This window comes from Klenkia sesuvii, from assembly GCF_037083825.1.
Classification (GTDB): Bacteria; Actinomycetota; Actinomycetes; order Mycobacteriales; family Geodermatophilaceae; genus Klenkia; species Klenkia sesuvii.
The window spans coordinates 15,441-34,173 of sequence record NZ_JBAPLU010000031.1 but is presented as its reverse complement, the minus strand read 5'-3'; the positions used below and the strand labels follow the sequence as shown (position 1 = coordinate 34,173).

Below are 18,733 nucleotides of genomic sequence, written 5' to 3'. Positions count from 1 at the left end.
GCCGGGCCGCGGACGAGCAGGCCGCCGCCGAGGGCGAGCAGCCCGGCCAGCGCCGCGCCCAGGCACGGCACCAGGAAGGCGCCCTCGGCACCCCACGCGTCGACGGCCGCGCCGGCCAGGGCCGCCCCCGCGGTGACGCCGAGGGTGAGGCCGGTCGAGGTCCAGGTGAGGCCCTCGTTCAAGGCCGTCCGGGCCACCCGCGACTCCACCAGGGACATCCCCGACACCAGCACCGGCGCGATGGTCAGCCCGGCCAGGAACACCGCGACCACCAACCAGGGCAGCGACCCGACCAGCAGGAGGGTCTGGGTCGCGACGCCGAACAGCAGCCCGCACCCGACGAAGCGGCCGAGCAGCGTGCCCGGCAGCCGCACGATGCCGTAGGCCAGCCCGGAGACCAGGCTGCCCCCGGCGTAGGCGGCCAGCGCCACCCCCGCCATCACCGGCTGCCCCTGCTCCTGGGCGAACCCCACGACCACGACGTCCATCGCGCCGAACACGACGCCCACGGCGAGGTAGGCGACCGCCACGACGAGCAGCGTGGGGCTCAGCACCGACGTCCCCGCCCGCACCGCCCCGCGGGTGCGGGCGTGCACGGGCGGCTGGGTGGCGGTCTGCCGGGCGAGCCAGACCGACCCAGAGACGCCCACCAGCAGCCCGACCAAGAACCCCGCCGGCGGCGCGATCAGGGCGGCCAGGAAGGTGATCGTCGGCGGGCCGACGACGAACACGACCTCGTCGACCACCGACTCGAAGGCGAAGGCGGTCTGCCGCGCGCCGGCCTCGGGCAGCGCGTGCGCCCACCGGGCCCGGACGGCGGACCCCACGTTGGCCGCCGACGCCCCGGCGAGCGCGGCCAGCACGAACCACGACCACAGCGGGGCGCCGCCCACGACCGCCGCGGTGAAGGAGACGCCGAGCAGCAGGTAGACGGTCGCCGACCAGGTCAGCACCCGGCCCTGGCCGAGGCGGTCCATGCCGCGGGCCCACTGCGGGCTGCCCGCGGCGAAGGCCAGCGCGAGGGTGCCCGAGACCGCACCGGCCAGGCCGTAGCTGCCGGTCTCGCCGGCGACCATGAGCACCGAGCCGAGCCCCATGCTCGACATCGGGACGCGGGCCAGCCAGCCGGCGAAGGAGAAGGAACGGGCGCCGGGGACGGCGAAGATGCGGCCGTACGGCGCGAACGGGTTGACCACGCGGATCGATCTCGACTCTCTGGCCACAGGCGGAGACAGGGGGGCCTGCCGTGTTCCCGGGTGGCGTTGCCGATGCTAACGACCGGGGCGGCCCGGCACGGGCTCGTACCCCGACCACACGCGGCACCCCGGACCGGCCACCACCGAGGGCGGGGGGCGCAACGCTCTGCAACCCGCTCGCGCGGCGGATCCGACACCTGCGGTCCGCAGCTGCGGGAGCGGGTGTGACCGGGCGCACGCACCCTGCGGCCGGCGTGCCGCGCCGCTCTACAGTCGGGGAGGTGACGACGTCGAGCCCGCTCCCCGACCCCGTCGTGCGCGCGCCCGCGCCGACGCCGGGCAGCGGCGGCCTGGTCGACCGGCACGGCCGCACCGCGACCGACCTGCGGGTGTCGCTGACCGACCGCTGCAACCTGCGCTGCACCTACTGCATGCCGCCGGAGGGCCTGCAGTGGCTGCCCAAGGTCGAGCAGCTCACCGACGACGAGGTCGTGCGGCTGGTGCGCATCGGCGTCGAGCACCTGGGCATCGAGGAGGTCCGGTTCACCGGCGGCGAGCCGCTGCTGCGCCCGGGCCTCACCGGCATCGTCGCGGCCACCACCGCGCTCACCCCGCGCCCCGAGGTCAGCCTGACCACCAACGCCATCGGCCTGTCGCGCATGGCGCCCGCGCTGGCCGCGGCCGGCCTGGACCGGCTCAACGTCAGCCTGGACACCCTCGACCGCGACCGGTTCCGGCAGCTCACGCACCGCGACCGGCTCGCCGACGTGCTCGCCGGCCTCAAGGCCGCCAAGGACGCCGGCCTGACGCCGGTGAAGGTCAACGCCGTCCTGCTGCGCGGCATCAACGAGGACGACGCCGTCCCGCTGCTGGAGTACTGCCTCGAGCACGGCTACGAGCTGCGGTTCATCGAGCAGATGCCGCTGGACGCCCACCAGGCGTGGACCCGCGGCGAGATGGTCACCGCCGAGGACATCCTGGCCAAGCTCACCGCCGCCCACACCCTCGTGCCCGACGTCGAGGAGCGGGGCGCGGCCCCGGCCGAGCGCTGGCTGGTCGACGGCACCGACCTCACCGTCGGCGTCATCGCCTCGGTCACCCGCAGCTTCTGCGGCGCCTGCGACCGCACCCGGCTCACCGCCGACGGCCAGATCCGCAACTGCCTGTTCGCCCGCGAGGAGTCCGACCTCCGGACGGCGCTGCGCGAGGGCGCCAGCGACCAGGAGCTGGCCGACCGCTGGCGCATCGCCACGCTGACCAAGCTCCCCGGGCACGGCATCGACGACCCCTCGTTCCTGCAGCCCAGCCGTCCGATGTCCGCGATCGGGGGCTGAGCGTGGCGGTCACCGTCCGCTACTTCGCCGGCGCCCGGGCTGCCGTGGGCACCGACACCGAGGTGCGCGACGCCACCACGCTGGCCGAGCTGGTGGGGCAGATCGTGGACGACCACGGTGCGGAGCTGGAGCGCGTGCTGACCGCGTGCTCCTTCCTGGTCGACGGAACCTCGACCCGGGACCGCTCGTTGATGCTCCCGACCGGGGCGGTCGTCGATGTGCTGCCCCCCTTCGCCGGAGGCTGATCCACCCACCCCGTGAGCTCCCTGCCTCACAGACCCGTCCACCGCGTTTCCCGCACCGCACCCGAGGGGACCGGGCAGCCGTGATCGAGTGGTTGCTCGTCCTGGTCGGCCTGGCCATGGTCGCGGCCTGCGCCGGCTTCGTGGCCTTCGAGTTCTCCCTGGTGACCGTCGACCGCGCCACCGTGGAGCGGCGCGCGGCCGAGGGCGACAAGGGCTCCGAGGGCGTGCTCGCCGCGCTGCGGACCCTGTCGACCCAGCTCTCCGGCGCCCAGCTGGGCATCACCGTCACCAACCTGGCCGTCGGGTTCGTGGCCGAGCCCTCCATCGCGGCCCTGCTGCGGGGTCCGCTGGGCGCCGCCGGCCTGGGTGAGGCCGCGGCGCGGTCGGTGTCCATCACGCTCGCACTGGTGCTGGCCACGGCACTGACCATTGTGTTCGGCGAGCTGGTGCCCAAGAACATCGCGTTGTCCGAGCCGCTGCGCACCGCCCGCGCGGTGTCGGGTTTCCAGCGCGCGTTCACCAAGGCGACCGCGGCCGTCATCCGGCTGCTGAACGGCTGGGCCAACGCCATCCTGCGGCGGGTGTTCTCGATCGAGCCGCAGGAGGAGCTGGCCTCGGCGCGGTCGGCCGAGGAGCTGACCTCGCTGGTCCGCCGGTCGGGCAGCCAGGGCACGCTCGAGGCCGCCACCGCCCAGCTGCTCACCCGCGGGTTGGCCTTCGGCGAGCTGCGCGCCTCCGACGTCGCCACCCGCCGCCTGCAGATGACGACGGTGGACGCCGCGGCCCCGGTCGCCGACGTGCTGGACCGGGCCCGCGAGTCCGGGCACTCCCGGTTCCCGGTCACCGGCGAGGGGGTGGACGACGTCGTCGGGCTGGTCCACGTGAAACACGCCCTCACCGTCCCGCGCGGTGACCGGGGGGCGGTGACCGTGGCCGAGGTCATGGTCCCGGCCCTGTACGTACCCACCAGCCGCCGGCTGGACGACCTGCTCACCGACCTGCGCCAGAGCAGCTTGCAGATGGCCGTCCTGGTCGACGAGTACGGCGGCACCGACGGCGTGGCCACCGTGGAGGACCTGGTCGAGGAGCTGGTGGGCGAGGTGGCCGACGAGCACGACGAGCCCGAGGTCCCCGGGCTGACCGACCTCGGCGGGGGCACCTGGTCGGTCAGCGGTCTGCTCCGGCCCGACGAGGTGCGCGAGGGCACCGGGCTGCAGGTGCCCGAGGACCACAGCTACGAGACCGTGGGCGGCCTGGTGCTGCGGCAGTTGGGGCGCATCCCCGAGGTGGGCGACCGCGTGGAGGTCATTCGCGAGCTGCCCCCGGAGCTCGCCGACGACGTCGACGACGAGACCGGCCTGGGCGGCGTCTGGCTGGAGGTCGCCGCGCTGGAGGGCAGCCGGGTCGACCGGGTGCTGGTCGGGGAGATCCCGCCCGCCGCCGCCGAGGAGGTGCCGTCGTGAGCGACTGGGTGGGCGTGGTCGTCGCGGTCGTGCTGCTGGGCCTGAACGCGTTCTTCGTGGGTGCCGAGTTCGCCCTGATCTCGGCCCGCCGCTCGGCCATCGAGCCGCTGGCCGAGGCCGGGTCGCGGCGGGCCCGCACGACGCTGGGCGCGATGGAGCAGGTCTCCCTGATGATGGCCGGCGCCCAGCTGGGCATCACCGTCTGCTCGCTGGGCCTGGGCGCCATCGGCGAGCCCGCGGTCGCCCACCTGCTGGAGCCGGCCTTCGAGGCGTTGCGGGTGCCCGAGGCGGCGGTCTACCCGATCTCGTTCGCCATCGCGCTGGCCGTGGTGGTCGCGCTGCACGTGGTCATCGGCGAGATGGTGCCCAAGAACCTGGCGCTGGCCGGCCCCGACCGCGCCGCCCTGGCCCTGGCCCCGCCGCTGCGGGTGGTCGTGACGGTGCTCAAGCCGTTCCTGCTGCTCATGAACGCCGTCGCCAACGCCGTGCTGCGGTCGGTGGGCGTGGAGCCCAAGGACGAGGTGGCCAGCTCCTTCACCCGGGACGAGGTCGCGGGGCTGCTCGACGAGTCGCGGGCCGGCGGGCTGCTCGACGCCGCCGACCACGACCTGCTCACCGGCGCGCTGACGCTGGAGGACCGCGACACCCGCACCGTCCTCATCCCCCGCGCCGAGCTCACGGTGCTCGGCCCCGACGACGACTCGCTGGTGGTGGAGCAGCTGGCCGCCAGCACGGGCTTCTCCCGCTTCCCGGTGGTGACCGGCGGGGAGCTGACCGGGTACGTCCACGTGAAGGACGTGCTGGTGGCCGAGGGCGAGCCCGACGTCCGGGTGGCCGACATCGTGCGGCCGCTGCCCCGCGTGGAGGCGGCCGCCGACCTGCGCAGCACCCTGCAGACCATGCAGGCCGGCCGGGCCCAGCTGGCCGGGGTGGTCGACGCGGGCCGGGTGGTGGGTGTCGTGGCGCTGGAGGACATCCTGGAGGAGCTGGTCGGCGAGATCAGGGACGGCGTGCACCGATGAGGGGAGAGCGGCGATGAGCGCGTTCGACAAGGCTGTGCAGAAGGGCAAGGCCAAGGCCGAGGAGCTGCTGGGCCGGGCCACCGAGGTCTACGGGGAGTCCCACGGCGACCCGGCGGCCGAGGCCGCCGGTGAGGCCCGGCGGTTGGAGGCCGAGGCCGAGGAGCAGGCCCTGGAGGGTGGGGCGGACCGGGCGGACGAGGACGACGACGGGCGCGCCGGCGCCCGCTGAGCCCGACCGGCGGCCGCCGGCTCAGCCGAGCCGGACGGCGACCAGGGCGACGTCGTCCTCGGGGCGGCCGTCGACCAGCCGCTGCACCACCTCGTCGCACAGCTCGTCGAGGGACCGGTCGGCCAGGTCGGCCACCACGGCGCGCAGCCGGGCCAACCCGGCGTCGAGGTCCTCGTGCCGCCGCTCGACCAGCCCGTCGGTGAACATCAGCACGGTCGACCCCGGCGGCAGGTCGACCACGTGCTCCTCGCGGCCCACCAGCTCGTCGACCCCCAGCAGCAGGTCGCCCTGCCACCGGCCGGGTTCGCCGAGCGTGCCGTCGGGGTGGACGACGACCGGTGCCAGGTGCCCGGCGCTGGCCCAGACCATCCGGGTGCCCCCCGGTACCTCGACGAGCCGGGCGACGGCGGCCGTGGCCAACGTGGTGAGCTCCAGCTGGGCCATCGCGGCGTCGAGCCCCCGCAGCACCTCGCCGGGGCCGGCGTCGGAGTAGGTGGCGATGCCGCGCAGCAGCCCGCGCAGCTGGCCCATCGCGGCGGCCGCTGCGGTGTCGTGCCCGACGACGTCGCCGATCACCAGCGTCATCGCCCCGCTCGGCGAGCGGAACGCGTCGTACCAGTCGCCGCCCACCCGGGCGGCCTCGGCGGCCGGGGTGTACCGCACGGTGACGTGGGCGCCGGCGGGCTGGAAGGGCTGGGTGAGCAGGCTGCGCTGCAGCTCCTCGGCCAGCGCGGCCTGTTGGCGGTAGAGCCGGCCGTTGTCCAGCGCCAGACCGATGCGGTCGGCGGCCTCGCGGGCGGCGGCCAGGTCGTCGGGGTCCGGGGACCGGCCCGCTGACCACCACAGCGTGATCACTCCTAGGGTGCGCCCGCGCCCCAGCAGCGGCAGGTAGAAGCCCGGACCGGTGGCCAGCCTGCGCTGCAGGTCGCGGGCCTCGCCGGGGAGCAGGCTGTCGTACACCTCCTCGGCGGTGACCGGGGTGGGCTCCTGGGTGTGCATCGACCGGATCAGCGGCGCCGTCGCCGGCAGCTCGCCCAGCCGCAGCTCGCTGTAGCGGGTCAGCGACGGGCGCAGCTCGGGGTCGGCGTGCCAGCAGCCGACGTCGACCGGCCGGCCGTCGTCCTCCAGCACCGTGACCACCGCCCAGTCGGCCAGCACCGGCACCAGCAGCCGGGGGATGCGCCCCATGCTCTGCACCGCGTCGGGGGAGCCGGCCACCTCGGCGCCGACCCGGGCGAGCACCGCGAGCCGCTCCTGGGCCCGGTGCCGGGCGGTGGTGTCGGTGAAGAAGATGTTGATGCCGCCGCCGGGGGCCGGCACCGTGCGCGCCTCGAACCAGGCCGCGAGCACGGGCGAGAACCCCTCGACCACCTGGGGTTCGCGGGTCTCGGCCACCTGGCGGTAGGTGCGGCCGAACACGCTCTCCTCGTTGCCGGGGAACGCCTGCCATGCGTTGCGGCCGAGCAGGTCGGCCCGGGGGCGGCCGAACATGCGCTCGGCGGCCTCGTTGACGTAGGTGACCGACCAGTCGGCGGACAGCTGCAGGAAACCCATGGGCATGCCCTCGAGCACGCTCGTGCCGGCCTCTGACACCACCCCGACCCCCTCAGCTGTGCGCCAGCTTAGGGGCAGGCCACCCATTCGTCGGCGCCGTCGGCGAACACCTGGCGTTTCCAGATGGGCAACCGGGCCTTGACCTCGTCGACCAGCTCGGCGCAGGCGGTGAAGGCCTGACCGCGGTGGCTGGCCGAGACCGCGCAGGCCAGCGCGACGTCGCCGATCGCCAGCAGACCGACCCGGTGGCTGATGGCCACCGCGTGCACCTCGGGCCGGGCGGCGAACTCCGCGGCGATCTCCGCCACCAGCGCCTGCGCGGTGGGGTGGCCGACGTACTCCAGCTCCACGACCGACCGCCCGCCGTCGTGGTCGCGCACCACCCCGGCGAAGCTCACCGTCGCGCCGGCGGCCGGGTGGGCGACGTCGGCCTCGTGCGCGGCGACGTCGAGGGGCTGGTCGCTGATGAGGGCGATCACCCCGGCGACGCTACCCGCGCGGGGTGTCGTGGTCGGTGGGGTCGGCCAGGCCCGTGCAGTCGACCTCGGTGGTCGGGTGGCTGCGCAGGTAGGCGCGGGCGCCCTCGTCGCCGGTCGCCGACTCGGCCACCCCGGCCCAGTGGTCCCGCCCGAGGAGCACCGGGTGGCCCGGGACGCCGTCGTAGACGGGCACGACCAGGGCGTCGGGGGCGGCGTGCGGCAGCAGGTGGGCCAGCACCTCGGGCGTGGTGCCCGGGACGTCGACCAGCAGCACCGCGGCGGCCTCGATGCCCGCGCCGAGGGACTGCAGGCCCGCGATGCCGGTGCGCAGCGAGGACGCCATGCCGGTCTCCCAGTCGCGGTTGCCGACGACGGTGGCGCCGGCGAGGTCGGCCCGCTGCCAGACCTCGACCATGGCGGCGCCCAGCACCACCAGCACCGGGTCGCAGGCCGTCCGCGCCGTCCGCACGGCGCGCTCGACGAACAGCTCGCCGTCCGGCAGCGGGGCCAGCGCCTTGGGCATGCCGTAGCGGGAGCCGCCCCCGGCGGCAAGGACGAGCGCGGCGACCGACACGAGCCCACCCTGCCACCCGGTCCTCGCTCGGCCGCCTGCGCATCTTCACGCATGCGCAGGTACGTTCACCTCCGTGACGGCTCCCGTGCTCGACCGGCCCGCCCGCACCTCGACCCCGGCCCGGGTGTCGGCCACCGTGCGGACGGCGCTGACGCTGCCGGAGGTCCGCTGGGCGACCCTGTCCCTGGGCCTGTTCGCCCTCGGCGTCGCGCTGCACCTGGCCGGCACCCCGGCTCCGCTGTGGTGGACGGCCTACCTGGCCTGCTGCGCCGCCGGCGGCTGGGAGCCGGCGGCGGCCGGCCTGCAGGCCCTGCGGGAGCGCACGCTCGACGTCGACCTGCTCATGGTGGTCGCGGCCGCCGGCGCGGTGGCCATCGGGCAGGTCGCCGACGCCGCCCTGCTCATCGTCATCTTCGCGACGTCGGGCGCCCTCGAGGCCTTCGCCACCCGCCGCACGCGCGACGCCGTCCGGTCGCTGACCGACCTCGCCCCCGAACAGGCGTGCCGGCTCGACGACGGCCGGGAGACGCGGGTCGCCGCGGCCGACCTGCAGGTCGGCGATGTCGTGCTGGTCCGCCCCGGCGACCGGCTGCCCGCCGACGGCACGGTGGTCGACGGCGCGTCGGAGGTCGACCAGGCCTCGATCACCGGCGAGCCGCTGCCGGTGGACAAGCACCCCGGCGACGAGGTGTTCGCCGGCACCGCGAACGGCACCGGCTCGCTGACCGTGCGGGTCGGCACCGCCGCGCACGGCAGCGTGGTCGCCCGCATCGGCGCGCTGGTCGAGCAGGCGTCGGCGACGAAGGCCGGCACCCAGCTGTTCATCGAGAAGGTCGAGCAGCGTTACTCGGTGGGCGTGGTCGTCGCCACGCTGGCCGTGTTCACCGTCCCGCTGCTGCTGGGCGCCGACCTGCAGGACGCGCTGCTGCGGGCGATGACGTTCATGATCGTGGCCTCGCCGTGCGCGCTCGTGCTGGCCACCATGCCGCCGCTGCTCTCGGCGATCGCGACCGCCGGCCGGCAGGGCGTGCTGGTCACCTCGGCCGTGGCGATGGAGGGCCTGGGCAGCGTCACCGCCGTCGTCGTCGACAAGACCGGCACGCTGACCGACGGCACCCCGACCGTGGTCGCGGTCGGGCCCGTCGCCGGGTGGACCGGGGACGAGCTGCTGGCCCTGGCCGCCTCCGTCGAGGCGCCCAGCGAGCACCCGGTGGGCCGGGCCGTGGTCGCCGCGGCCCACGCACGCGGGCTGCCGACGTCGCCGGTGACCGGTTTCCGGGCCGCCGTCGGGCGTGGCGTGCGGGGCCTCGTCGACGGACGCACGGTCGCCGTCGGTGCGGCCGACCCCGACCTGGCCCCGGACGAGCGGCAGCGGGGTCGCACGGTCGTGGCCGTCACCGTGGATGGCGTCCCCGCCGGGTGGCTGGCCCTGGCCGACCGCGTGCGCCCCTCGGCCGCGGCCACCGTCGCCGCCCTCCGCGACGCACTGGGCCGGTCACCGCTGCTGCTGACCGGGGACGAGGAGCGGGCCGCCGGCGCCCTGGCCGCTGAGCTCGGCATCACCGACGTCCGGGCCGGCCTCCTGCCCGAGGACAAGGTGGCGGCCGTGCGCGAGCTGCAGGCCCGGGGGCACCGGGTGCTGGTGGTCGGCGACGGCGTCAACGACGCGCCCGCCCTGGCCGCGGCCGACGTCGGCGTCGCCATGGGCGGGGTCGGTTCCGACCTCACCGTCTCCAGCGCCGACGTCGTCGTCGTCCGCGACGACCTGGCCACCCTGCCCGCCCTCGTCGGGCTGTCCCGGCGTGCCCGGCGGCTCGTGGTGCAGAACCTGGTGGTGGCCGGCTCGGTCGTCCTGGCGCTGGTGAGCTGGGACCTGGTCGGGCACCTGCCGCTGCCGCTGGGCGTCGCCGGGCACGAGGGGTCCACCGTCCTGGTCGCCCTCAACGGCCTCCGGCTGCTGCGCCGTCGCGCGTGGCGACCCTGACAGACGGCACGGGCGATCGGACCACCGGAACCGCTCGAATTTCGTTCCGGAACGGTCTTGCACCAGATGTCGCCATGACGGGCCCGCGACACTGGCTGGATACGACCTGGTTGCCCGTCACGGACCGGCCTAGGTTCAGACCACCGACCGACCCCGACCCCGGGAGCCCAGGTGTCCGCACCCCTGCCCGTCGACCTCGCCCCGATGCGCCTGGCCGCCGTCGTCGCGGTGCCGACCCCGCAGCTGATCACCCCGGCCGAGGCCGTGTCGCTGCTGCCGGTTTCGCTGCAGCTGCTGTGGGTCGAGCACCTCACGCTGGGCGGCACCCTCGACCTCGACGCCTTCCGCACCCACCTGCTCGCCCCGGACCCCGCGCACCCCGAGCACGAGGTCGTGCTGGAGACGCTCGAGGCGGCCCTGGCCGACGAGGGCGTGCCCGCGCGCGTGCGCTGACCCCGGGCGGCTACTCGACGACGACCCAGACCTGCGCGTCGCCGGCCGCGGTCGGGTGGACCCGCGGCGGGTCGGCGGGCCGGTAGACACCCAGCCACCGGGGGCCGTCGTACACCAGTGCGCCGCGCAGCTCCTCGGCGGCGATGTCGTCGACCTGCCCGTGGCGGGGCCCGCCCTGGTGGATGACTCTGGGCACGGGAGGACCTCCGGGACGAGCAGGGACAGGACCGCCCGCCGACTGGAGCGCGCGGACCGGAACGCGCGGCCCCGCGCTCGGTGGGCGCCGTACCTGGAATCCTGCCCCGGACCGGCCCCGGCCGCGCGCCGGGGGCCCGGACAGGTGGGACGCGCGCAGGCCTCCTACAGTACGTCGGGTGCAACCTGGTGACGTCCAGCGCGGCGAGGCGCTGCAGGAGGCCGTCGTGGAGGCGGCCGAGCAGGTCCTGGCCGAGCCGGGGGGCCTCGTCGCCGACGGCCTCCCTCGCGTCCTGGGCGACTCACCGGTCGCCGTCCTGCTCATCGACCGGGCCTCGGGCCAGGTCACCTACGCCAACAGCGCCGCCCTCGACCTCGCCGGCGACGTCGGGCTGCCGGTGGCCATCGACCGCTGGTCCGAGGCCGCCGGCGTCACCGACCTCGACGGCGCCCCGCTGGCCGCGGGTGGTGAACCGCTCTCCCGGGTCGCGGCCGGCGAGCCCGTCGCCGGGGAGCCGGTGCGCATCGGGGGTACCGCCGAGTCCGCCCGGGCCGACGGCCGCGAGGTGGGCGACCTGGGCCCGGTCGTGTGGGCCACCGGGTTCCCGCTCGGGCCGGGGGCCGGCGACCCGTCGCTGTCGCTGCTGGTGTTCCTGCCCCTCGAGCAGCCGGCGGCCGGCAGCGACCCGCAGCAGCTCCTGCAGGCGCTGCGCGACCGGGCCGTGGTCGCCACCGACATCTGCTTCGCCATCTCCGACCCGCGCCGGCCGGACAACCCGCTGGTCTGGGTCAACCCCGCCTTCTCGCGCGTCACCGGGTACGCCGCCGAGGACGCCGTCGGCCGCAACTGCCGGTTCCTGCAGGGTCCGGCGACCGACCCCGCCGCCGTCGCCACCATCGTCGAGGACCTCACCGCCGGCCGGTCGAGCACGGTCACGCTGCTGAACTACCGCGCCGACGGCACCGCCTTCTGGAACCACCTGTCCATCTCGCCGGTGCGCGACGGCGCGGGCCAGCTGGTGGCGTTCGTCGGCGTCCAGTCCGACGTCACCGCGCGCGTCGTGGCCGACGCCGAGCGCGACGCCGCCCTCACCGCCGAGCGCGCCGCCCGGCACGCCGCCGAGGACGCGCAGGCCGCCGCGGAGGCCGCCCGGGCCCGGCTGGCCCTGCTGGCCGGGGCCACCACCGAGCTCACCGGCAGCCTCGACGCCGAGGAGCTGCAGCACCGGTTGGCCCGGTTGTGCGTGCCGCTGCTGGGCGACTGGGTCTCCATCGCCGGGGTGGACGACCACGGGGTGGTCAACGCCCTGGTCGTGGAGCACCGCGACGGCGCCGCCGCGGCCGAGCAGACCGCCGAGGTGACCCGCCAGTACCTCGGTCGCGCACTGCCCCCGGACATGCCCGCCGGCGTCGCGCTGCGCACCGGGCAGCCGGTCATCGTCGACGAGCTGACCGACGACGAGCGTCGTCCCTTCGCCCGCGGCCTGGGCTCCACCACCCTCGACGACCTCGGCCTCGGCTCGCTGCTGGCCATGCCGCTGACCGCCGCCGACCGCACCTGGGGTGTGCTCGTGCTGGTGCGCCGGGAGCCGCACGGCTTCACCCGCGACGACCTCGACGTGGCCCGCGACCTGGGCCGCCGGGCCGGGCAGGCGCTGGACAACGCCCGCAGCTACACCCGCGAGGCCTCGGTCGCCGAGGCGCTGCAGCACGCCCTCCTGCCCGACCTGCCCGACCTGCCCGGCATCCGGGCCGCCGCGCACTACACCGCCGCCACCGCGACCTCGGCGGTCGGCGGCGACTTCTACGACCTGCTCCCGCTGCCCGGTGACGCCGTCGGCATCGTGGTGGGCGACGTGGTCGGCCACGACATCACCGCGGCCTCGGCGATGGGCCAGCTGCGTGGGCTGATCCGCAGCGAGGCCTGGGCCCAGGACGCCCCCGCACCGCCGGCCGTGCTGACCAGGGTCGACCGCCTGCTCGACGTCCTCGAGCTGCCCGTGCTGGCCACCGTGGCCCTGATGCGTGCCTCCCGGCCCGCCGCGCCCGGCGAGGGGTGGACGGTCGAGTGCGGCAACGCCGGCCACCCCCCGGTGCTGGTGCGCGGGCCCGCCGGCGAGGTCGAGACCTTCTGCGACGACCACGACCTGCTGCTGGGCACCGGGTTCACCCCGCAGCCCCGCAGGTCCACCACCCGTACCCTGCCCGTCGGCAGCCAGCTGGTCCTCTACACCGACGGCCTGGTCGAGCAGCCCCCGCCCGAGGGCGGGCCCGAGCGGGACATCGACGCCGGCATCGAGCGGCTCACCGGCCTGCTGCGGTCGCTGCCCGTGGGGATGGACGCCGACGGCGTCTGCCGCGCCGTCGACGGCATGGTCGTCGAGCACCTCGACGACATCGCCGTCCTGGTCATCCAGCTCGGCGACCGACCCACCCCACCACCCCCCGCCACCGGCGACGAGAGGCACGACGACCCCATGGCACCCCGCCCCGCCGACGACCTGCCCGACCTGTCCCAGATCGACACGGGCACCATCACGGTCGACGACGGCACGCTGACCCTCGTCGGCGACATCGACTACGCGCTGGTCACGGCGTGGCAGGCGGCCCACCCCGGACCGCACCGGGTCAGCGCGGTCGACGCCGCCCAGGTGACCTTCCTGGGCAGCGCCGGCATCGCGTTCCTGCTCCGGCTGGCCGCCGCGTCCCCCGAGCGCCTCCGGCTGGTCTCGCCCAGCCGGCCGGCCCGGCGCCCGCTGGAGGTCATGGGCGCCGACGCCCTGATGGACATCACCCCCTGAGCGCCCCGTTGCCAGGATTGAGCAGCCCTGCTCCCGGGAAGGGAGCGCAGGTAGTCCGCCCCCCTCGTCGTCTGGATGTCCCCCTCGTGCCCACACCTGCACCCGTCGAGCAGCCGGCGGCATGAGCAGTTCCCCGCCGCCGCACCTGGGCGCCGCCTGGCCCGTGCTACCACCCCCGGAGCACACCGTCGTCTGGTCGCGTGACCTGACCGGCATCCGCGACCTCGCGCCGGCCCGCACCGACCTGCGCGACCACCTGCGCGCCGCCGGCCACACCGAGGGCGACGCGCTCGACGAGGTGGCCGAGCGGATCCTGCTGGCCGCCGACGAGCTGACCTCCAACGGCGTCCGGCACGGCAACCCCCCGGTCGCCCTGGCGCTGGCCACGACGGCCACCCCGGGCACCTCGCTGCTGCTGGTCACCGACCGGGCGGCTGGCCGGGCACCGACCCCCGACCCCACCCGCGACCCGGTCGACGGCGGGCTCGGGCTGATCATCATCGCCACCTACGCCTCCGCGCACGGGTGGTGGCCCGACGGCGAGTTCAAGCACGTGTGGGCCCTCCTGCCGCTGCGCGCCTGACGCCGTGTTCGTGACGGTCGACCTGTTCAGCGCCCTGGTCGACAGCCGCACCGGTGGCGGAGCCGCGCTCGGCCGCATCGCCGCGGCGGCCGGGCGGGCGGCCGACGGCGCCGCGCTGTACGACGACTGGGACGCCCGCTCCAAGGCGTCGCAGAAGGACACCGCGGCGTGGGTCCCGTTCGCTGAGCACTGCCACCGGGCGCTGGCCGGCACCTGGGCGGCCCGGGGGTGGCCGGGGACCGAGGTGACCCCCGCGACCGACGAGCTGCTGGCCTCGCTGCCCGACTGGCCGCTGTGGCCCGACGTCCCGGACGCGCTGCGGGTGCTGCGCCGCGACCACCGGGTGGGCGTGCTCTCCAACGTCGACGACGCCCTGCTGGCGCGCACGCGGGTGGCCGGGCTGCTGGCCGCCGAGGACCTCCTCACCAGCGAGCGGCTGCGCGCCTACAAGCCCTCGCCGGTGATCTACCGCCGGGCGGTGGCCGCCGGCGTGCAGGTGCACGTCCCGGCCTCGGCGCGCGACACCCGCGGCGCCCTGGAGGCGGGCTTGACCGTCGTCCGGGTGGCCCGGCCCGGGCACCGGGTCGACCCCGGGGGACCGGCGCCGACCCGGGAGGTCGACTCCCTCGCCGACCTCCCCGACGCCCTGCGCGGGATCGGGTAGCCCGACCGGGGCAGGTCATCGCACCGGGTTCCACGTGGAACGGGCGCCCGCCGGGGCCGCGCAGCGCCGAGCTACCGTCGTCCCCCGTGCCGTTCGACCTGCTGCCCCCGGACGGCTCGGGCACCGCCCTGCTGGTGCTGCTGCTCGCCGCCTGCGCCGCCGGCTGGGTGGACGCCGTGGTCGGCGGGGGCGGGCTGGTGCAGCTGCCCGCGCTGCTGCTGGCCGGCGGGCTGACGCCGCTGCAGGCGCTGGCCACGAACAAGCTGGCCTCCGTCGCCGGGACGACGACCAGCGCGCTCACCTACCTGCGGCGCATCGGGACCGACCTGCGCACCGCCCTCCCGATGGCCGCCGTCGCGTTCGTGCTGAGCCTGCTGGGGGCCTCGGTGGCCGCGCGCCTGCCGGCCGGGGCGATCACGCCGGTCATCGTCGTCGCGCTGGTCGTGGTGGCCACCGTGACCGCCCTGCGACCGGCGCTCGGGGACCTGCCGCGGCCCCGCCGCGAGGCGCTGGCGCACTACGAGCTGGCCATGGTGCTGGCCGCCGTCATCGGGTTCTACGACGGCGTGCTGGGCCCGGGCACCGGCACGTTCCTCGTCATCGGGCTCATCGCGGTGGTCGGGTACGACTTCCTGCGGGCCAGCGCCACGGCGAAGGTCGTCAACGTGGCCACCAACCTGGGCGCGCTGGCGTTCTTCCTGCCCACCGGGGCCGGGCTGGTCGGCCTGGGCCTGCTGATGGCCGCGGCGAACGTGGCCGGCGCCTACCTGGGTGCCCGCATGGCGATCGCGCGCGGGAACCGGTTCATCCGCCTGGTGTTCCTGGTGGTGGCCGGCGCCCTCGTCGTCCGGCTGTCCTACGACGTCTGGACCGACCACCGGGGGTGAGGCCCCCGGCGCGCCGACGTCAGCGCGGGTGGACGGCGACCTCGGAGGCCTTGACGCTCGCCCACACCTGCGCGCCGGGCAGCAGGCCCAGTTCGGCGAACGCGGTCGCCGTGACGTCGGCGGTGAGCGACACCTCGCCCTCCAGGTCGCACCGCACCGTCGGCCCGTGCGGCGTGGCACCGGCCAGCACCAGGGCCCACACGTTGCGCGGGCTGCCGTGCGGGCGCGACAGGTACAGCGACACGGTCTCCGGCCGGACGGCGACGAACACGGGGCCGGCGGCGACCTCCCCGGTGGCGACCCGCCCGCCCCCGTCCAGCTCGACGGTCGTGCCGGTCGCCGTCCCGGACAGCAGCGACAGGCCGACCAGCCGGGCCACGTAGTCGGTGCGCGGGGCGCGGGCGACCTCGGCCGGCGTCCCCTCCTGCACGACGCGGCCGTCCTCGACCACGACCACCCGGTCGGCCAGCGCCATCGCGTCGACCGGGTCGTGGCTGACCAGCACGGTGCAGCCGGCGAACTCGGCCAGGTGCCGGCGCAGCTCGGCGCGCACGGTCAGCCGGGTGCGGGCGTCCAGCGCGCTCAGCGGCTCGTCGAGCAGCAGCAGGCGGGGCTCCCCCACCAGCGCCCGGGCCAGCGCCGCCCGCTGCGCCTGACCGCCCGACAGCTGGGTGGGTCGCCGGTCACCGAAGCCCTCGAGCCCGACCCGCCGCAGCCACTCCCCCGCCGTCCGGCGCGCCTCCGCCCGGCGCACGCCGCGGGTGCGCAGGCCGAAGGCCACGTTGTCGGTCGTGCTCAGGTGCGGGAAGAGCAGGTGGTCCTGGAACACCACGCCGAGCGACCGCTCGTGGGCGGGGACGTGCCGCTCCGGGGAGTCCCAGAGGTCGTCGCCGATCACCACCCGCCCGCCGCCGGGGGGCAGCAGCCCGGCCAGCACCCGCAGCACGGTCGACTTGCCGGCCCCGTTGGGCCCGAGCACGGCCAGCACCTGACCGGGCGGCACGGTGAGGTCGACGTCGACCAGCAGGGCCCCCCGCCGGACGACGACGTGCGCCCGCAGCGTCACGACGGGACCCCCGACCGGCCCAGCCAGCGGTCGCGCAGCAGCAGGAGCGTGGCCAGGGAGACGAACAGCAGCACCAGCGAGAGCACGATGGCGCCCTCGGGGTTGCTCTGCAGCGCCAGGTAGACCGCCAGCGGCATGGTCTGCGTGGTCCCCGGGAAGTTGCCGGCGAAGGTGATCGTGGCGCCGAACTCCCCCAGCGCCCGCGCCCAGCACAGCACCGCTCCGGCGGCCACCCCGGGGGCCACCAGCGGCAGGGTGACCCGCCGGAACGTCGTCCAGCGGTCGGCCCCCAGGGTGGCGGCGGCGTCCTCGAAGCGGGCATCGGCGGCGCGCAGCGCACCCTCCACGCTGATCACCAGGAACGGCATGGCCACGAAGGTCTCGGCGACCACGACCGCCGTGGTGGTGAACGGGATGGTGTAGTCGAAGGTCTCGTACAGCCAGCGGCCGACGATGCCCTGCCGGCCGAGCACCAGGAACAGCGCGACGCCGCCCACCACGGGCGGCAGCACGAGCGGCACGGTGACCAGTGCCCGCAGCACCGATCGGCCCCGGGTGGTCGAGCGGGCCAGCACCCAGGCGATCGGCACGCCCAGCACCAGCGAGACGACCGTCGCCAGCGTCGCGCTGACCAGCGACAGCCGCAGCGCCTGACCCACCTGGGGCTGCGCCAGCTGGGGCCCCAGGTCCGACCACGGCGCCCGGACCAGCAGCCCGAGCAGCGGCAGCACGAGGAAGGCGACGCCCACCAGCGCGGGCAGCAGCAGGGGCAGCGGGACACCGGTCGCCGACCGCCGGGCCCCGGTCAGGACGACGGGCTCCGGAAGCCGGCGGCGACGAGGGCCCGCTGGCCGGCGTCGGAGGTGACCAGGTCGAGGAACGCCTGCGCCGCCCGCGGGTCGGCCGCCCCCCGCAGGGTGCAGATCGGGTACTCGTTGACCGCCTCCTCGGCCTGGGGGAAGGGGATGCCCTTCACCCCGTCGCCGGCGGCCTGCACGTCGGAGGCGTAGACCAGGGCGGCGTCGACCTCGCCCAGCTCGACCTTGGTGAGCGCGGCCCGTACGTCCTGCTCGAGGGTGTCGGGCCGGGCGATGATGCCGGCGGCGGCGAACACCTGCTCGGCTGCCGCGCCGCAGGGCACGTCGGGGGCGCAGACCGCCAGGGTCCGGTCGGGGTCACCGAAGTCGGCCAGGCCGGTGATGCCGCCCGGGTTGCCCGGCGGGACCGCGATCTCCAGGACGTTCTCGGCGAACACGGTGGGGTCCTCGGCGTTCGCCCCCGCGTCGGTCACCACGGTCATCTGGCTCTGGTTGGCGCTGGCGAACACGTCGGCCGGGGCCCCCTGGGTGATCTGGGTGGCCAGCGCCGAGCTGCCGGCGAAGTTGAAGGTGATCTGCAGGCCGGGGTTGTCCGCCTGCAGCTGGTCGCCCAGCTCGGTGAAGACGTCGGTGAGGCTGGCCGCGGCGAACACGGTGAGCGGGCCGGTCAGCTCGCCGTCCCGGCTGGACGGCGCCGCGGCGTCCGAGGGGGTCGACCCGGCACAGGCGGTGAGGGCGAGCAGGGCGGCGACCGCCACCGCGGGGAGTGCGCGCCTCACGGGACATCCACGCTGACCTGGGTGGCCTTGACCGTGGCCACCGCCCGGACGCCGATCTCCAGGCCGAGCTCGTCGGCGGCCTCGCGGCTCATGAGCGAGACCATGCGGTAGGGCCCGCACTGGATCTCGACCTGCGCCATGACGGTGTCGCGCACGACCTTGGTGACGATGCCGGTGAGCCGGTTGCGGGCGCTGGAGCCGCTGGTGGTGCCGGGCACCGGCGCCTCGTGCAGCGAGGTGGCCACGCGGGCCAGGTCGGCGCCGTCGACCTGGGCCGGCCCCCCGGCGCCCCGCGAGGCGGCGAGGCGGTCGCCGTCGATCCAGCGGCGCACGGTGTCGTCGCTGACGCCGAGCAGCTGGGCGGCCTCGGCGATCCGGTAGGTAGCGCTCATGCCGCGCACCTTATC

Annotated in this window: 20 protein-coding genes; 11 read left to right on the top strand and 9 right to left on the bottom strand. The window is 76.0% G+C overall.

Annotated elements, in window-relative coordinates:
* Positions 1-1,196 (bottom strand): MFS transporter (locus TEK04_RS19980; protein WP_336406124.1); only part of this gene is annotated, 1,196 nt, incomplete at its 3' end.
* A gap of 281 nt (positions 1,197-1,477) precedes the next feature.
* Here TEK04_RS19980 and moaA point away from each other — a divergent pair.
* From moaA to TEK04_RS19955, 5 genes are all read left to right on the top strand, one after another.
* The gene (gene moaA, locus TEK04_RS19975) at positions 1,478-2,530 is read left to right on the top strand and encodes a GTP 3',8-cyclase MoaA (RefSeq protein WP_336406123.1); all 1,053 of its coding nucleotides are present in this window, start codon (positions 1,478-1,480) and stop codon (positions 2,528-2,530) included.
* Positions 2,531-2,532: 2 nt separating this feature from the next.
* Positions 2,533-2,775, top strand: a complete 243-nt coding sequence (locus TEK04_RS19970) for a MoaD/ThiS family protein (RefSeq protein WP_336406122.1) — start codon at positions 2,533-2,535, stop codon at positions 2,773-2,775.
* An 80-nt stretch (positions 2,776-2,855) separates the two neighbouring features.
* The gene (locus TEK04_RS19965; RefSeq protein ID WP_336406121.1) at positions 2,856-4,238 is read left to right on the top strand and encodes a hemolysin family protein; all 1,383 of its coding nucleotides are present in this window, start codon (positions 2,856-2,858) and stop codon (positions 4,236-4,238) included.
* Complete coding sequence (locus tag TEK04_RS19960) at positions 4,235-5,260, top strand: hemolysin family protein (RefSeq protein ID WP_336406120.1); 1,026 nt, start codon at positions 4,235-4,237, stop codon at positions 5,258-5,260. Before TEK04_RS19965 ends, TEK04_RS19960 begins: the two co-directional genes overlap by 4 nt.
* A 13-nt stretch (positions 5,261-5,273) precedes the next feature.
* The gene (locus tag TEK04_RS19955; protein WP_336406119.1) at positions 5,274-5,489 is read left to right on the top strand and encodes a hypothetical protein; all 216 of its coding nucleotides are present in this window, start codon (positions 5,274-5,276) and stop codon (positions 5,487-5,489) included.
* Between the two features lie 21 nt (positions 5,490-5,510).
* On the opposite strand, the gene TEK04_RS19950 is transcribed toward TEK04_RS19955, so the two are convergent.
* From TEK04_RS19950 to TEK04_RS19940, 3 genes are read right to left on the bottom strand one after another with little or no spacing between them, the layout of a single operon-like run.
* Complete coding sequence (locus TEK04_RS19950) at positions 5,511-7,082, bottom strand: SpoIIE family protein phosphatase (protein WP_336406118.1); 1,572 nt, start codon at positions 7,080-7,082, stop codon at positions 5,511-5,513.
* A gap of 29 nt (positions 7,083-7,111) precedes the next feature.
* Positions 7,112-7,522, bottom strand: coding sequence for a molybdenum cofactor biosynthesis protein MoaE (locus TEK04_RS19945; protein ID WP_336406117.1), 411 nt, complete (start codon positions 7,520-7,522; stop codon positions 7,112-7,114).
* A 10-nt stretch (positions 7,523-7,532) separates the two neighbouring features.
* Positions 7,533-8,096: a nucleotidyltransferase family protein gene (locus TEK04_RS19940; RefSeq protein WP_336406116.1), complete on the bottom strand. Its 564-nt coding sequence runs from the start codon at positions 8,094-8,096 to the stop codon at positions 7,533-7,535.
* Between the two features lie 73 nt (positions 8,097-8,169).
* Here TEK04_RS19940 and TEK04_RS19935 point away from each other — a divergent pair, with 73 nt between their 5' ends.
* Positions 8,170-10,080 carry a heavy metal translocating P-type ATPase gene (locus tag TEK04_RS19935; protein WP_336406115.1) on the top strand — a complete coding sequence of 637 codons (1,911 nt, stop codon included), beginning with the start codon at positions 8,170-8,172 and terminating at the stop codon, positions 10,078-10,080.
* A 171-nt stretch (positions 10,081-10,251) separates the two neighbouring features.
* The gene (locus TEK04_RS19930) at positions 10,252-10,533 is read left to right on the top strand and encodes a hypothetical protein (RefSeq protein ID WP_336406114.1); all 282 of its coding nucleotides are present in this window, start codon (positions 10,252-10,254) and stop codon (positions 10,531-10,533) included.
* A 10-nt stretch (positions 10,534-10,543) separates the two neighbouring features.
* Here the strand turns inward: TEK04_RS19930 and TEK04_RS19925 are convergent, their stop codons facing one another.
* Positions 10,544-10,729: a hypothetical protein gene (locus tag TEK04_RS19925; protein ID WP_336406113.1), complete on the bottom strand. Its 186-nt coding sequence runs from the start codon at positions 10,727-10,729 to the stop codon at positions 10,544-10,546.
* 178 nt (positions 10,730-10,907) lie between these two features.
* Between TEK04_RS19925 and TEK04_RS19920 the strand changes: the two genes are divergently transcribed.
* From TEK04_RS19920 to TEK04_RS19905, 4 genes are all read left to right on the top strand, one after another.
* On the top strand, positions 10,908-13,529 hold the full coding sequence (locus TEK04_RS19920; RefSeq protein WP_336406112.1) for a SpoIIE family protein phosphatase: 2,622 nt from the start codon (positions 10,908-10,910) through the stop codon (positions 13,527-13,529).
* Between the two features lie 121 nt (positions 13,530-13,650).
* A complete protein-coding gene (locus TEK04_RS19915) occupies positions 13,651-14,112 on the top strand; it encodes an ATP-binding protein (protein ID WP_336406111.1) in 462 nt (153 codons plus the stop codon).
* Between the two features lie 10 nt (positions 14,113-14,122).
* On the top strand, positions 14,123-14,776 hold the full coding sequence (locus TEK04_RS19910) for an HAD family hydrolase (RefSeq protein ID WP_336406110.1): 654 nt from the start codon (positions 14,123-14,125) through the stop codon (positions 14,774-14,776).
* Positions 14,777-14,862: 86 nt separating this feature from the next.
* Positions 14,863-15,663, top strand: coding sequence for a TSUP family transporter (locus TEK04_RS19905; protein WP_336406109.1), 801 nt, complete (start codon positions 14,863-14,865; stop codon positions 15,661-15,663).
* 19 nt (positions 15,664-15,682) lie between these two features.
* Here TEK04_RS19905 and TEK04_RS19900 read toward each other — a convergent pair whose 3' ends face one another.
* From TEK04_RS19900 to TEK04_RS19885, 4 genes are read right to left on the bottom strand one after another with little or no spacing between them, the layout of a single operon-like run.
* On the bottom strand, positions 15,683-16,729 hold the full coding sequence (locus tag TEK04_RS19900) for an ABC transporter ATP-binding protein (protein WP_336406108.1): 1,047 nt from the start codon (positions 16,727-16,729) through the stop codon (positions 15,683-15,685).
* The gene (modB, locus tag TEK04_RS19895) at positions 16,726-17,478 is read right to left on the bottom strand and encodes a molybdate ABC transporter permease subunit (protein ID WP_336406107.1); all 753 of its coding nucleotides are present in this window, start codon (positions 17,476-17,478) and stop codon (positions 16,726-16,728) included. The genes TEK04_RS19900 and modB overlap by 4 nt, the downstream gene beginning before the upstream one ends.
* Before the next feature lie 56 nt (positions 17,479-17,534).
* Positions 17,535-18,326: a molybdate ABC transporter substrate-binding protein gene (modA, locus tag TEK04_RS19890; RefSeq protein WP_336406106.1), complete on the bottom strand. Its 792-nt coding sequence runs from the start codon at positions 18,324-18,326 to the stop codon at positions 17,535-17,537.
* Positions 18,323-18,718, bottom strand: a complete 396-nt coding sequence (locus TEK04_RS19885) for a TOBE domain-containing protein (protein WP_336406105.1) — start codon at positions 18,716-18,718, stop codon at positions 18,323-18,325. The genes modA and TEK04_RS19885 overlap by 4 nt, the downstream gene beginning before the upstream one ends.
* Between the last annotated feature and the right edge of the window lie 15 nt (positions 18,719-18,733).